This window comes from Bradyrhizobium sp. MI1.7 (assembly GCF_055811795.1).
Window position 1 is genome coordinate 1 of the sequence record NZ_JBVVPO010000073.1, and the last position, 13,971, is coordinate 13,971.

At 60.4% G+C, this 13,971-nt stretch carries 14 protein-coding genes; 11 read left to right on the forward strand and 3 right to left on the reverse strand.

The genetic code is table 11. The features are described 5' to 3' along the window. The first annotated feature begins 144 nt into the window (after positions 1–144). The 5 genes from AC0L3X_RS38975 to AC0L3X_RS38995 all read left to right on the forward strand — a co-directional run bounded on the left by AC0L3X_RS38975 (position 145) and on the right by AC0L3X_RS38995 (position 5,010). Positions 145–816 (forward strand): CoA pyrophosphatase, encoded by a 672-nt coding sequence (locus tag AC0L3X_RS38975; RefSeq protein ID WP_354131816.1) that lies wholly within the window; start codon positions 145–147, stop codon positions 814–816. Further along, positions 813–1,076, forward strand: coding sequence for a DUF6111 family protein (locus tag AC0L3X_RS38980; protein WP_028148642.1), 264 nt, complete (start codon positions 813–815; stop codon positions 1,074–1,076). The genes AC0L3X_RS38975 and AC0L3X_RS38980 overlap by 4 nt, the downstream gene beginning before the upstream one ends. Positions 1,077–1,086: 10 nt before the next feature. Next, positions 1,087–2,343 carry a CCA tRNA nucleotidyltransferase gene (locus AC0L3X_RS38985; RefSeq protein WP_354131815.1) on the forward strand — a complete coding sequence of 419 codons (1,257 nt, stop codon included), beginning with the start codon at positions 1,087–1,089 and terminating at the stop codon, positions 2,341–2,343. Beyond that, positions 2,340–3,110 carry a sulfite exporter TauE/SafE family protein gene (locus tag AC0L3X_RS38990; RefSeq protein ID WP_354131814.1) on the forward strand — a complete coding sequence of 257 codons (771 nt, stop codon included), beginning with the start codon at positions 2,340–2,342 and terminating at the stop codon, positions 3,108–3,110. The genes AC0L3X_RS38985 and AC0L3X_RS38990 overlap by 4 nt, the downstream gene beginning before the upstream one ends. 181 nt (positions 3,111–3,291) lie before the next feature. Next, the gene (locus AC0L3X_RS38995; RefSeq protein ID WP_354131813.1) at positions 3,292–5,010 is read left to right on the forward strand and encodes an AIPR family protein; all 1,719 of its coding nucleotides are present in this window, start codon (positions 3,292–3,294) and stop codon (positions 5,008–5,010) included. A 102-nt stretch (positions 5,011–5,112) separates the two neighbouring features. On the opposite strand, the gene AC0L3X_RS39000 is transcribed toward AC0L3X_RS38995, so the two are convergent. After that, complete coding sequence (locus AC0L3X_RS39000) at positions 5,113–5,667, reverse strand: hypothetical protein (protein WP_354131812.1); 555 nt, start codon at positions 5,665–5,667, stop codon at positions 5,113–5,115. Between the two features lie 204 nt (positions 5,668–5,871). Here AC0L3X_RS39000 and AC0L3X_RS39005 point away from each other — a divergent pair, with 204 nt between their 5' ends. Continuing rightward, positions 5,872–8,061 carry a PQQ-dependent dehydrogenase, methanol/ethanol family gene (locus AC0L3X_RS39005; RefSeq protein ID WP_354131811.1) on the forward strand — a complete coding sequence of 730 codons (2,190 nt, stop codon included), beginning with the start codon at positions 5,872–5,874 and terminating at the stop codon, positions 8,059–8,061. Between the two features lie 42 nt (positions 8,062–8,103). On the opposite strand, the gene AC0L3X_RS39010 is transcribed toward AC0L3X_RS39005, so the two are convergent. Then, the gene (locus AC0L3X_RS39010) at positions 8,104–9,111 is read right to left on the reverse strand and encodes a class I SAM-dependent methyltransferase (RefSeq protein WP_354131810.1); all 1,008 of its coding nucleotides are present in this window, start codon (positions 9,109–9,111) and stop codon (positions 8,104–8,106) included. A gap of 231 nt (positions 9,112–9,342) precedes the next feature. On the opposite strand from AC0L3X_RS39010, the gene AC0L3X_RS39015 reads away from it, so the two are divergent. The 3 genes from AC0L3X_RS39015 (at position 9,343) to AC0L3X_RS39025 (ending at position 11,452) form a co-directional block, all read left to right on the forward strand. Next, positions 9,343–9,756, forward strand: coding sequence for a nuclear transport factor 2 family protein (locus AC0L3X_RS39015; protein ID WP_354131809.1), 414 nt, complete (start codon positions 9,343–9,345; stop codon positions 9,754–9,756). Beyond that, positions 9,737–10,666, forward strand: coding sequence for an NAD(P)-dependent alcohol dehydrogenase (locus AC0L3X_RS39020; protein WP_354131808.1), 930 nt, complete (start codon positions 9,737–9,739; stop codon positions 10,664–10,666). Before AC0L3X_RS39015 ends, AC0L3X_RS39020 begins: the two co-directional genes overlap by 20 nt. An 87-nt stretch (positions 10,667–10,753) precedes the next feature. Next, the gene (locus tag AC0L3X_RS39025; protein WP_354131807.1) at positions 10,754–11,452 is read left to right on the forward strand and encodes a helix-turn-helix transcriptional regulator; all 699 of its coding nucleotides are present in this window, start codon (positions 10,754–10,756) and stop codon (positions 11,450–11,452) included. Positions 11,453–11,591: 139 nt separating this feature from the next. Here the strand turns inward: AC0L3X_RS39025 and AC0L3X_RS39030 are convergent, their stop codons facing one another. Next, a complete protein-coding gene (locus AC0L3X_RS39030; RefSeq protein ID WP_028158248.1) occupies positions 11,592–11,918 on the reverse strand; it encodes a hypothetical protein in 327 nt (108 codons plus the stop codon). Positions 11,919–12,016: 98 nt separating this feature from the next. Here AC0L3X_RS39030 and AC0L3X_RS39035 point away from each other — a divergent pair, with 98 nt between their 5' ends. Beyond that, a complete protein-coding gene (locus tag AC0L3X_RS39035; RefSeq protein ID WP_354131891.1) occupies positions 12,017–12,952 on the forward strand; it encodes a LysR family transcriptional regulator in 936 nt (311 codons plus the stop codon). A 512-nt stretch (positions 12,953–13,464) separates the two neighbouring features. After that, positions 13,465–13,809 (forward strand): hypothetical protein, encoded by a 345-nt coding sequence (locus tag AC0L3X_RS39040; RefSeq protein ID WP_208085098.1) that lies wholly within the window; start codon positions 13,465–13,467, stop codon positions 13,807–13,809. The last annotated feature ends 162 nt before the right edge of the window (positions 13,810–13,971 follow it).

A 13,971-nucleotide genomic window follows, 5' to 3' on the forward strand; every position in this document is an offset into this window, starting at 1 on the left:
CGGGCCCACGGCCCCCCGCGCGCCAAACAACTTTTTGGTTCACTGGGGTGTGGTGCGTTTGGTCTAGGCCCCGCCTTTGTTGGGGGTCGTGGCGGCCGGCTAATTCTCCCCCTGGCCCCCCGCGGAGCAGGTGAGGGCCGCACTTTGAACAAGCCTATCCTGAAGAGCGGTCCGGTCGTGATCGGCGCGGCCGATTTCTTCGCCCGATCCCGGGCGAGGCTCGGCTTCGACGTGCCGCCCGGCCTCTACGATCCGAACGTCATCCCCGCCTCGGGCGATCCCGGCACCGACAAGATGCTTGAGATCGTCGCGCGCGAGCAGCCGGTGCGGCCGGCTGCGGTCCTGATCGCCGTGGTCGACCGTCCCGAGCCGACCATCCTGCTGACGCAGCGCTCAGCGCATCTCAACGACCATGCCGGCCAGATCGCCTTCCCCGGCGGCAAGATCGACGCGATCGACGCCTCGCCGCTCGATGCGGCTTTGCGCGAGGCCGAGGAGGAGGTCGGCCTGTCCAGAGACTTCGTCGAGCCGATCGGCTATCTCGATCTCTACGGCACCGCTTTCGGCTTCCGCATCCTGCCGACGGTCGCCAGGGTGCGGCCCGGCTTCGAGCTCGCCATCAACCATTCGGAGGTTGATGATGCCTTCGAGGTACCGCTATCCTTCCTGATGAACCCGGTGAACCACCAGGTGCACAGCAAGGAATTCCGCGGCATGGAGCGCTTTTATTACGCGATGCCGTTCGCGGAACGCTACATCTGGGGTGCGACGGCCGGAATGCTGCGTGTGCTGTATGAGCGGATCTACTCATCATGATCCGGCCGATTCTGACCGAGATCGGAATCTTCCTCATCCCCTTTGCCGTCTATGCGCTGTTCCTGGCCGCCACCCGCTCCGGCCTGTTCGCGCGATCGTCCTGGCCGGTCACCGTCGTCGCGCGACTGGTCCTGGCCGCGCTCGTGCTTGTCATCGCGGGGCTGATCGGCTTCGCGCATTTCTCCGGCGCCGCACCGGACTCGACCTACGTTCCCGCCCATATCGAGAACGGCAGGCTCGTGCCGGGCGTGGAAAAATAGGGGCTGGACCATGAGCGCAGAGCCGTTACTCGCCAATGCGCCCTGGCTGACCTCTGGCGGGACGGCGCGCGTCCTGACGCTGCTCAACGGCAACGGCGAGGAAGCGCGCGTGGTCGGCGGCGCCGTGCGCAATGCGTTGCTCGGTCTCGTGCCCGGCGATATCGACATCGCGACCACGGCGCGGCCCGACGAGGTGATGCGGCGCGCCAAGGCTGCCGGCATCAAGAGCGTGCCGACCGGCATCGACCACGGCACCATCACGCTGGTCATCGACGGGCAACCCTACGAAGTCACGACGCTGCGCGAGGACACCGAGACCTTCGGCCGCAAGGCCAAGGTCGCGTTCGGCCGCGACTGGGTGAAGGACGCCGAGCGCCGCGACTTCACCATGAATGGACTTTCGGCCGATGCGATGGGCGTCGTCTACGACTATGTCGGCGGGATCGCGGATGCGGCCGCGCGGCGCGTGCGCTTCATCGGCGACCCCGACCAGCGCATCGCCGAGGATTTCCTGCGCATCCTGCGCTTCTTCCGCATCCACGCCGCCTTCGGGGCCGGCGAGCCCGACCGCGACGGCTATCTCGCCTGCATCCGCGGCCGCGCGGGTCTTGCGAGCCTGTCGGCCGAGCGGGTGCGCATGGAGATGCTGAAGCTGCTGGTCGCTCACGGTGCCTCTGACGCTGCGGTCGCGATGGCGGATGGCGGGTTGCTGCAAGCGCTGAGCGGAGGCGTCGTCTATACCGGGCCGCTGTCGGCCATGATCGCGATCGAGGGCGAGCTTGGCTTGCCGGCAAGCAGCACGCGGCGGCTCGCCGCGCTGACGGTCGCCGTGACCGAAGATGCCAAGCGCGTCGCCACGCGCTTGCGGCTCTCCAATGTAGAAAGCAAGGCGCTGGATTCGATGGGGCATCGCTGGTGGCGCTTCGCCACCAAGGACGAGGCCAATGCGCGACGGTTGCTCTACCGGCTCGGCGCGGAGCGCTATCACGATCGCGTGTTGCTCGGCTGGGCGCGGGCCGGCGGCGACGTCGGATCGTCGCGCTGGCGTGCGCTCGCCGAGTTGCCGCAGCGCTGGATTGCGCCGAAATTTCCGCTTCGCGCCGCCGACTTCATCGCCCGCGGCATGGCGGAAGGACCCGCGCTCGGGCATGTGCTGACGCTTGCCGAGGACGCTTGGCTTGCGGCGGATTTTCCCCTAGAGGAAGCCGCGCTCGCTTCCATCGCCGACCAAGCAGCGGCACGCGTCAGCCGCGATGAGAGAACGTGACCATCGTCTCAGGCTTCGCCGACATCTCGATCCTTCAGCTCCTGCTGGTCGCGTTGATGGCGTTGTTTGCTTCGATCATCGGTGGTCTCGCCGGCTACGGCACCGGCGCGCTGATGCCGCTGGTGCTGGTGCCGCTGGTCGGCGCCGAGCCCGTGGTGCCGATCATCGCGATCTCCGCGATCTTCACCAATTCGAGCCGCGCGCTCGCCTATCTGCGCTATGCCGATCGCCGCCGCGCGCTGATCGTGCTCGCCTGTGCGGCGCTGACGACCGCGCTCGGCGCCTACGGCTACACGCGGCTGACCAATGCCGGCGCCGCGCTCGTGATCGGCTCCATGCTGATCCTGAGCGTGCCGCTGCGCCGCGTGCTCCGCCGCCGCCAGGTCAGGATCGGCGACACCGGCCTTGCCGCCGGCTCCGTCGGCTACGGCGTGCTGGTCGGCGGCACCTCCGGCTCCGGCGTGATCCTGCTCTCGCTCTTGATGGCCGCGGGCCTCGAAGGCGCCGCCGTGATCGCGACCGATGCGATGATCTCGCTCGGCACCGGCCTCATCAAGATCTCGGTGTTCGGCCTTGCCGGCGCCGTCACCGCGCAGGTGCTCGCCTTCGCGCTGCTGATCGGCGCGATTGCGATCCCCGGCGCGTTTCTGGCAAAGGCTTTCGTCGAGCGGATGCCAGTGCATATCCACACCGCGATTCTCGACGTTGCGGTGATCACCGGCGGGCTGGTGATGATCTCGGCGGCGGCGAAGCAGTTGATCGGGTAGATGATTGCGGTCCTGGCATCGCTAAAGAGTGCAATCGGAATCTTTAGCGACTTGGCTCGCGCCCGATATGATGATTGACCCGACACAGGTGCATTCTCTTACTTGCAGCGGGAGCTATCACTTTGACTGCACGTAGTCTTGCGGTAGTGTGCTGATCCGATGCAACTGTCCGGACGCTGTGATGGACCTCATTACCACTAACCTGCTTGCCGAATTTTCGGAAGAATTCGAAGTCGAAAATTTGGCGGAGGATGATCGCTTCGAACTTTTGGCCTCTTACATCACGGTGAAGCGTCACTACACCGAGACCTTTTCTCCATCGGATATCGTTATGGGGAATGATGTTCAAGGGATCGATGCGGTAGCCGCAATCGTAAATGGTGTCCTGATAACGGACCCTGATGCCCTTGAAGAGATGGTTGCCGCTGGTGCCGACTATCTCGAAGTAGTGTTCATCTTTGTACAAGCAAAGCGATCCTACTCTTACGAAGCCAGTCAGATGGGTAACTTTGGATATTCCGTGGAGCAGTTCTTCACTCCAAATTCGGCGATATCTAAAACTCCTGCGTTGGCGTCCGCTATCAAGATAATGCAGGGCATTTATTCCAGAAGCAGCAAGTTTAAGCGGGGGAACCCGTCGTTACGGCTTTACTACGTGACAACGGGCCGATGGACCGAGGAGCCGGTTCTTGAAGAAAGGCGGAAACGCGTCGCCAGTGACCTGCAAAACACAGGCTCTTTCAGCGATGTTGAGTTCACTCCTATTGGCGCGCCGGAAATCCAGAAGCTATATCAGCAATCGAAAAACGCGATCTCCCGAGAGTTTCAATTTCCCAATAGACAGGACGTGCCGGAGATACCCGGAGTGAACGAAGCATACGTAGGCTTTGTGCCGGCGAAGCAGTTTCTGCCTATCATTTGTGACGATGCGGGGGAGATTGTCCGCAGCGTCTTTTACGACAACGTGCGAGACTTTCAGGGATATGCGGGAGACGGCGCTAACGATGAGATGCGGAAAACGCTAGATTCTGAGAGACGAAGCCGGTTTGTTTTGATGAACAATGGCATCACGATTATCACGCGCAACATGATACACACTCAATCGCGCTTCCATATCGAAGATTTCCAAATCGTCAACGGATGTCAGACGAGCCATGTCCTGTTTGATCAGCGCGAGATGTTGGATGACACTGTCCAGGTTCCGCTTCGTCTAATTTGGACGCAGGATGAGGACGTCATCGAAGACATCATTCGCGCGACAAACAAGCAGACCGAAATAAGAGCAGACCAATTTTTCGCTCTTACCGAGTTTGGCAAGCAATTGGAGGCATACTTCCAGAGCGTGCCCGAGCCTCAGCGTCTTTACTACGAGAGAAGGTCGCGCCAGTATGATCGCCTCGCTATTGAGAAGACGCGCGTCGTGGTTCAGACCAACGCGGTCAGAGCATTTGCCGCGATGTTCCTGCAAGATCCACACAGCACGGTTCGGCGCTACAAGTCCCTGTCAGACCGAGTCGGGAACGATATTTTTGTCGAGGGCCACAAGCCCGATGCCTATTATACTGCTGCCTACGCCAACTATTGCCTAGATTTCCTTTGGCGCAATTCAAAGATGGACAACAAGTATAAAGTTGCGAGATACCAACTACTGCTGGCTTTTAGGCTGCTCGCTAATCCTGAGCCTATGCCCAAATTCAACTCAAACAAAATCGAGGCGTACTGCAAACCTATAAGAAAGCTTCTTTCCGACATGGAAAAGGCCGGTGATATATTCGGTAAGGCGGTTGGAATTATCGATGCGGTCGCTGGTTCTAAGTTCGACCGGGATAATATCCATACACTGACGTTCACCGACAACGTGATTAAGCGTTGTAAGGAGTTAACCGGCAAGCAAGCTTGAGGGAGTCAAATGTGCAATTGCCGTGACAGTGCACTCAACTGTCACAGTAATTGCTGCATCTCGCTTCAGGGGGCAGTCAGCTCGTCGCGTAGATGACCCGGCTCAGCGCACAGTCGCATCGGACGTTGCGTTCAACGGCGCTCCGCCGACCGAGATCGGACCCGTCGGGGGCGTGACATGCGGTTGCTTCTTTTGCCTCGGGGTGACGCGCGCTGTTGGAGCCGGCGCGACGGGAGACACTGAAGCTGATGGCATCGCGACAGTGGGCGCGATCAACGGAGACGGCGCGGCCGATGCCTGTGGGGCCGGGCTATTCAGTGCGTCAATTTTCGAACTGAGATTGGCAAGCTGACTGACGATCGCCTTCAGCTGCTCTTGCTGATCGGTGATGGTCCGCTCGATCGCCGCCAAATCGTCGGCCGTTTTTTGTTGTGCGGCGAGCAAGTCCGTCATGATCGCTTTGCTGTCGGCTTCCCCTTCCTCGCGCCCTGGGGACTGACCAAACGATCCCGGGTTCAGCCAGGCATAAGACGCCCCCGCACCTGCAAGCGCGAGCACCACGACCACGAAGAGCACAAACGGCCATCGGCGACGAGGCGCGGGCAGAAAAGGTGGCGGCTCCACAGCCGGCCAACCCGGAGGCGATTCGGTGCTCATCCGAACTTCCTAGTCAGCCTTTTCGTTCGGCGCAATTGGTGCGTCTGCAACCGGCATCCGCTTTCTTACAACTGCAATCGAGCATGTCAGGACTGAAATGCTTCAGTAGCACCGTCGAGGCAGGTTTGAGACTTCATATCAACGGAAGCGGGCGCAGGCATGCGCACGCATCGTGGTCTCGACGTGCACGGAGGAAGGTGAGGCATGGGACGATCCAACACAGAGTGCCAATGGCCTGAAAAAAAGTCGCGCAATCGGTCCAGGATTCAGATTGCCTTCCGTGAGATCAGTGCCGTTCTTGTTCTTTTTCCTGCTCTCCTGGGTCTTTCTCTCCCTTCCAGTGCATGGGCGCAGAGTGGGACCGACGCGAAGCCGGACCGCATCAAGGCGAATATCTCGAAAGTCGACAGCGCCTTCATTGAAGCCAATACGAAGAGATCCAGGGATTGGCCGACCGTCGGCCTCGACTACGCCGAAACGCGGTTCAGCAAGCTCAATCAGATCAACACTGACAACGTCAGGGATCTCGGGCTCGTCTGGAGTTACAATCTGGAATCATCGCGCGGCATCGAGGCAACGCCCCTCGTCGTCGACGGCATCATGTATCAGTCGGCCCCCTGGAATGTGGTCCATGCCATTGACGCGCGGACCGGGACAAAAATCTGGTCGTTCGATCCGGGTGTTGACCGGTCAAAGACCTATCGCGGGTGCTGCGACGCTGTCAGCCGTGGCCTCGCACTCTACAAGGGCAAGGTCTTCGAAGCCGCCTATGACGGGCGCCTGATCGCGCTCGATGCCGCGACCGGAGCCAAGCTCTGGGAAACGGACACGCTGATCGATCACGAGCATTCCTACACGATCACCGGCGCGCCGCGCGTCTTCAACGGCAAGGTCGTGATCGGCCAGAGCGGTGCCGAGTATGGTGTGCGCGGCTATGTCACGGCGTACGACAGCGAGACGGGCAAGCAACTCTGGCGCTGGTTCACCGTGCCCGGCGATCCATCGAAGCCATTTGAAGACGCTTCGATGGAAGCCGCGGCGAAGACCTGGGATCCAGCCGGGAAGTATTGGATCAACGGCGGCGGTGGCGCGCCATGGGACTCGATCACGTTCGATCCCGATCTGAACATGGTCTATGTCGGCACGGGAAACGGCGGTCCCTGGAATCGCAAGCTTCGCAGTCCGTCGGGTGGCGACAATCTCTATCTGGGCTCGATCGTCGCGCTCAACGCCGACACGGGCCGGTATGTCTGGCACTATCAGGAGACGCCCGGCGACAATTGGGACTATACATCGACCCAGCCGATGATCCTGGCCGACATCAAGATCGACAATGTGCCGCGCAAGGTGATCCTGCACGCGCCGAAAAACGGCTTCTTCTTCGTCATCGATCGCACCAACGGCAAGTTCATCTCGGCGAAGAATTTTGTCGATGTGAATTGGGCGACGGGATACGATGCCAACGGACGGCCGATCGAGCTGCCGGCGGCGCGCGACGCAGATCAATACGAGTCGATTCCGGGACCGGACGGGGCTCACAATTGGCAGCCGATGTCGTTCAATCCGCTGACCGGCCTCGTCTACCTTCCGGCGCAGCACATCCCGGTCAATCTGTCGCCGGAAAAGTCATTTGTGCAGAATGCTGCTGCACCGGGCAAGCTCGGCGGCTTGCTGGGCGGGAATATCGGTTTCGTTTTCAACCCTCCGAAGTCGGCCCCATTCGGACGTCTGCTCGCCTGGGATCCGGTCCATCAAAAGGAAGTCTGGCGCGTCGAGCACGTGTCGCCGTGGAACGGCGGGACGCTGACCACCGCCGGCAACCTGGTTTTCCAGGGGACGGCGGATGGCCGCTTCGTCGCTTATGATGCGGCAAACGGAACCAAGCTGTGGGAAATGCCGACCGGCACCGGCGCGGTGGCGGCCGCAGCGACCTACATGGTCGACGACAGGCAATACATCTCGATTGCGGTCGGCTGGGGCGGCTCCTACGGCCTGACGCACCGCGCGACCGAGTACCAGAACCCGGGAACGATCTACACCTACGCACTCGGCGGCACGGCGCAGCTGCCAGCGTTCGTCAAATATCAGACCGAAGGTCTGCTGCAGGGCGTGAAGTACGATCCGAAGGACATCAGGGAAGGCGGCGAGATCTATGTCGCGGCAGCCTGCGTCGCCTGCCACGGCGTGCCTGGCGTCGGCCGCGGCGGCAACATCATCAATCTCGGCTACGTCAGCGCCGAAGAGATTACCAATCTGAGGCATATCCTCTTCCACGGTCCATTCCGCGACCAGGGCATGCCGGATTTCAGCGGCAAGTTGACGGAAGGGGACGTCGGCAAACTCCAGGCCTTCATACAGGGAACTGTTGACGCCATCAGACCGAAGAGCAGGTGAGGCGCTGCGGCGGCGAGCGGCCCGTTCGACCGTGGCCGCTCGTCACGCGCCTTTGTCGATCTTCACCCAGAGCGCACTGCCCAGCGTCGATGAGTTCCTGGCCGCGTAGGCCCATGCAGGCAAGCGTGACGGTGCAAGCGCAAGTGCGATCGCAGCCTGCCCAATCCGCTGCGCTTGGCTTCGCGGCAGGCCGCGCACGAACTCACTGACGCTGCCCGGCTTCTCGGCCCTGCGCAAAAAGCTGTCCACGATGTCTTCCCTGAGGAACTTCAGGAGATTGAATGGTTCCCGCTCGCAAATGCTCAATTGCAGGCCGTGTCGTCGACATACCGCGTCAAACGCTTCCTTCGTCCAGCGGCCAATGTGGTTCGGCGGCATGTCGATGAGCGATCCGTGGCCCTCCATGTAGTGCGTTCGGATATCATTCGGCACGGCGATGAAGACAGAGCCTTGCGCCTTGAGAAGGTATTTCAATCGCGCGAAGACGTCATCCACCCGGTCCATGTGCTCGAACACCTGAAACATGAAGATGATGTCGAAGGCCTCCTTCATCGGGGTGAAGCCATCCTCTCGAAGGTCGACCGAAAAGGTCTTGTAGCCTTTCGATCGCAAGGCCTGTTGCGCTGCTTCGTTGTAATCGACCGCGTAAATATCGGACGCGCGAAAGAGTTTGTCCTTGATGTGATCGAGAAAATAGCCAAACCCGGCCCCGACATCGATCGCCGTTTTTCCGGCAGTGCCGAGGCCGCTCAGCTCCTCGATCGTCCTCTCATACTCCCATTTCATGGTTGGATAGGAAGGGTGGGGCGCGGCCAGGTTATAGAACTCGGCGCCGCCCGCGACGAACGGATCTGCAAATCCAAATCCGCAATCCGCGCATTTGCGGATATCGCAGGTGTCGCGGCCCCAGAGCAGCGACAGGTGGCTTATTAACTTTCGAGAGCGATCCGGATACTGGCGCGGACTGACGAAGGATCGAGAGGCCTGATCTGCGGTCACTTCAAACAGTTTGGCAGTTGATCCACTGCCGCATGCTGGACAGGTGCTCATCTCTCCTGACCTCATTCAGGTCTTTCGGTGGAAAGTGGTTGCGACCAATTGTCTCGTCATCATTCGAATGAAGGTTGGCGGAGCGCGAGGTCCGGGGCAGTGGACAGGACAGGGGAGGCAGGCCGCTCGCGGCGCGAAGGCGCCTTCGGCTGCGCCGATTTCCTACTGCCAGAATCTGTCACTGGCCTGCGCTAGGTCTTCTTTCAGGGCATTTTTACTGAAAGGAAGACGATGAAAACCCAGAGCAACGGCCAGGCGCTGCAGATCGCCAAGACCTACATCGAGGCCATCGCCAGCAGGAGCGTGGATACGATTACTTCCGTGTCGGCGGACGACGTTGTTTGCACGTCGCCACGCGGGCGGATCGCCGGCATGCAGAAGTTTCGCGAATTCCACGAGGGTTTCGCCCGCATGATCAAGAAGGTCACGGTTCTCGCCGTCTACGGCGACGATGATCAGGCTGTCGTCGTTTACAGCGCGGACACCCATCCGGTTGCCAACGCCGTCGTCGCGGAACTCCTCAAGGTGAAGAACGGCAAGATCGCGTCGACCGAAGTGATCTACGACGCGACTCCGTTCGCCGCTTACACGGCGGCCGTCCAACCGCACCAAGGCACGATCGACCATGAAACGGATTCAATATGACAGTTACGGCGGCCCCGAAACGATGAAGCTCGAAGCCTTCGAGCCGAAGGCTCCGGGGACCGGCGAAGTCGCGGTCAAGGTCAAGTTCGCCGCCATCAATCCCATCGATTGGAAGGTGCGCAATGGCTATCTCAAAATGGTGACGGGGAAGAAATTTCCGCGTGCCATGGGCAGCGATTTTTCCGGCATCGTGACCGCTGTCGGCGCTGGTGTCACGCGCTTCAAGATTGGCGATCCCGTATTCGGCATGGCGCAGATAAAGCATGGCGGCGCGCTTGGGGAAGCCGTCATCGCTCCCCAAACCTTCGTCGCCAGGAGGCCGGATTCAGTCTCGTTCGAGGACGCGGCTTGCCTGGCTACGCCGGGGGTCACCGCATGGAACGGCCTCGTGGACAAGGCTGCCCTGAAATCCGGCAGCCAGGTGTTCATCAACGGCTGCACCGGCGCTGTCGGCGAGGCCACGGTGCAGCTCGCAAAGATGTTCGGGGCGACCGTCGCGGGGACATGCAGTGCGCAGGCGATGCAGCGAGCCCGTGACTTGGACGTCCAGCCTCTCTTCGATGATCGGGCCACCGATCTGTCGAAGATCCGTGAACGCATCGACGTAGTGTATGACTCGGCGGGAACGATGGCAGTTGCCGCCGGGGTTGGCCTGCTTCGCGAAGGCGGCGTGTATCTCGATATCAATCCAGCGCCAATCAAGTTCATCCGTGCGATCTTCAACCGGAAACTCAAGCCGATCGTCTGCACCGCGCGGGCTGATATCCTTGACGGCCTTGCCGTCGCTTCGGCGAATGGAAAGCTGCGCTTGCCAGTTGCTGAGACCGTGCGTCTGAACGATGCGATCCCGCTCATCGCGGCGCTTGAAGCCGGGCACAAGCTCGCCGGAAAGGCTCTGGTGGCGATGTAAATGCCGTCTGGGCCAGTAAGGCCCCGCCGCCCGTGGCCCGCGATGCCTACTGCCATTTTTTGGCAGGATCCGTGCTAGACTTGGTCAATGTCGAAGAGCCAACGATTATTCGACCTCATGCAGATCTTGCGGCGGCACCGCACCCCGGTGTCGGGCAACGACCTTGCGGCTGAGGCGGGTGTGTCGTTGCGAACGATTTATCGCGACATCGCCGACTTGCAGGGCTTGGGCGCACAAATCGATGGTGAGCCTGGCTTTGGCTATGTCTTGCAACCCGGCTTCCTCCTTCCTCCCCTGATGTTCTCGGAACAGGAAATCCAAGCCTTGGCGCTGGGCGCCCAATGGGTATCTCGCCAGACTGATGACGAGTTCGCGCTGGCGGCGCGTGACGCGCTCGCCAAAATTGGCGCGGTCCTTCCCTCGGAGCTGCAACACAAGCTGGACGACAGCGCCTTTCACGTGGGGCGCAGGCCGAAGCAGCCCGAAGCCGTCGACCTTCGCGTCGTGCGGCAAGCCATGCGCGACCAACACAAGCTTTCCATTGTGTATCGCGACCCGCAAGGCGCGAAGACCACGCGGATCATCTGGCCGATTGGCGTCGGCTTTTTCGATTCCCGGCGCATCATTGCCGGCTGGTGCGAAATGAGAAAAGACTTCCGCTCATTCCGGGCGGATCGGATAGAAAAGATCAAGCTCAGGACGGAACGCTATCCCGGTCGCCGACGCGATCTCGTCAAGCAGTGGCGGGCTCAAGTTGACGCGGAACGTCGCAAGGCTCTCGGCTGATCTCACTACCGGGTCCGACGCCGACGCTGGCGACCTATCACCTGCTGGTGCGCTTCACCATCGCCGGCGTGAGGGCCGCCTGACGCCTTCCTAGGTTAGAGCGGGCGCCGAAAATGACCGCGCCCGCTAGGCTCGAACCTTAGTTCGTGACCGGCGCCGCCTTGCGGACCAACACTTCGTTGCCCGCTCGGCTGATTTCAAGCGCACGTGGCTGCTGGGACGTTGAGAGAACAACGCTTTGGCCTGGCGCAAGAACAGAGACTACGCGGATTGGCGTTCCCGTCTCGCCCTGAGCAAGGGTCGTCACGACATGGAACCCATCGCGCTCAACGGTGTAGTAGGCGACGCCGGACACCCCGCCGAGATCGATGCTCTTTGCCTGAATTGGCCTGAGGCTATCTGCATGAGCGGTTCCAAAAGCGGCTAAGGCTAGTGTGGCGGCTAAAAGGCTACTGCGGATTGACATGTTGATCTCCTTTAGCTGGGCGGTGGGCCACGCCCTCCGTTCCCTTGCCACATAAGATGGGCGGCCTATGCTCATTGATCAAACAGATTGGATCGATGATGGGTATCGATGCCGTCAATCTAAGCCATCTCGACCTAAACCTACTGGTTCACCTCGATGCCTTGCTTCGCGAACGTAGCGTCACGCGAGCCGCGGGCCGCGTGGGCATTGGTCAGTCGGCGATGAGCCACAATCTCGCCCGCCTGCGTGACCTGTTCGGCGACGAGCTTCTGACGCGCGGGCCCGACGGCTTGCGCCTCACTCCTCGTGCAGTGATGCTGGTAGAGCCGGTGCGGGCTACGCTGTCTCAAATCCAAACGATTGTCTCACGCGACGACGCATTCGATCCAGCGACGGCAGAGCGGACCTTCAGGTTCGGACTCCCAGACAGCATGGAAATCCTGGTCCTTCCCGCTCTCCTCGCACGCCTGCGCAAGGTTGCGCCTGGCGTCCATCTGCGCCTCTACAACATCGACTCGTCGAGACTTCTGGATGATCTCGATGCCGACGAACTGGACCTCGCCATTGGCTATGACGTCTTTCCTCACGGCCAGATCCACCACAAGCGGCGTCTGCTGTTCAACGAGAGCTATCTGTGCATGTTCAACGCGGAGATAACGGGCATCACCGACGCCCAAATCTCGCTCGAAGATTATGTGCGGTTACCTCATGTTCTCACGAGCCTGCGGCCGGGCCGGACTGTGCGCGGCGTGGTAGACGATGCCCTTGAGAAACTAGGATTGCGGCGGACGGTTGTCCTGACCACGCCTCGCTTCCTCACTGTCCCTGCCTTGGTGGCACGCGCACCTGTCGTCGTGACAATGCACGCGCGGCTGGCTCGGTTGTTCGCCACAGAACTCAAGCTTAGCCTGAGCCAGCCTCCGGTGGATTTGCAGGACGTAGCTGTTTCACTGCTCTGGCACGCTTCCTACGATCACGATCCATCTCATGCGTGGCTGCGTCAGATCTTGGTGGAATTGGTCTCCGAGCTTTGAGCTGGCCGCCACCCCGCGTGGAGCGGTGCCGACTCCACAGGCCGCATGTCGCCTTTTAGCCCCTTAGCAGACGTTCCAGCGCTCTGGGTCGATGCCGGCTTGTGACCCAAAGCGGACCAATGGGCTCTCGCGCGGTTGTGTTGAAGCTGCTAAACACGTGAAATGTCGCTGTTGCTATGCTTTTTTGGTGTTTCGCTTCTGGGCATTGCCGGATGGGGATTTCAATCCGTCGTGGCAGAGCTAAATAGGTCGTGCTCCCAGCCGATGGACGCAATTTCCCGCAAGTTTCAGGTTGATGCATTTATCTGGGATGACCGCGCACCGTTGGCGCTGAGGCGTCGGTATATTGCGACACAGGCTTGCGCTGTCCCGGCGCTCCTTTGCCTGGCGGCTCTCGTGTGGCTCAACGAGCCGCGTCATGATGTCCGCGTTTTAGGGATCATCGCGTTCTGTTCCGTGTCGTTTATCGTGGCTGCTTCTTTGGTCTGGAAGATTGCCCGCAGGAGAGCCTGATGCCGGTGATTCTGCCTGCCGCCTTTATCGGATCATTTTCCACGATGTTGGGTTGCGCACTGTACTGGCACTGGCGAGTTTATTCTCTGTACAGATCGCTTGGCGATGTTAAACGCAAATTTGTCGACACTGAGTTCTCATTTCAGTTCCAAACTCCAACGCTCGCTGCATGGTTAGGAGGTCCCATGTTTCGGGATAAATTATCGTCGGTCGAGCAAATGCAGGTCACCGCAGTTGAACAGCAACTACGTTCCGTCAGGATTGTGTTTGCCGTTGGTGGCTACATTTGCTTTTTCGGGATGGTTTTTGCGTTGTTTTGGAATCTCGTCCAGCATGGCCGCTGAGTGCACCTAGACCGGTTTTGGCCCGCTTAAGACCTGGCGAGGGGTACTAAAGATGTCCGCTCACTGGGGCTGACCGGAAGTCGTCTCGGGAGAACCAAACCGACTCGATTGACCCTAAACGGAAATCGGGCGTCGCCTGATCGGATTCACAAAATTGCGCTC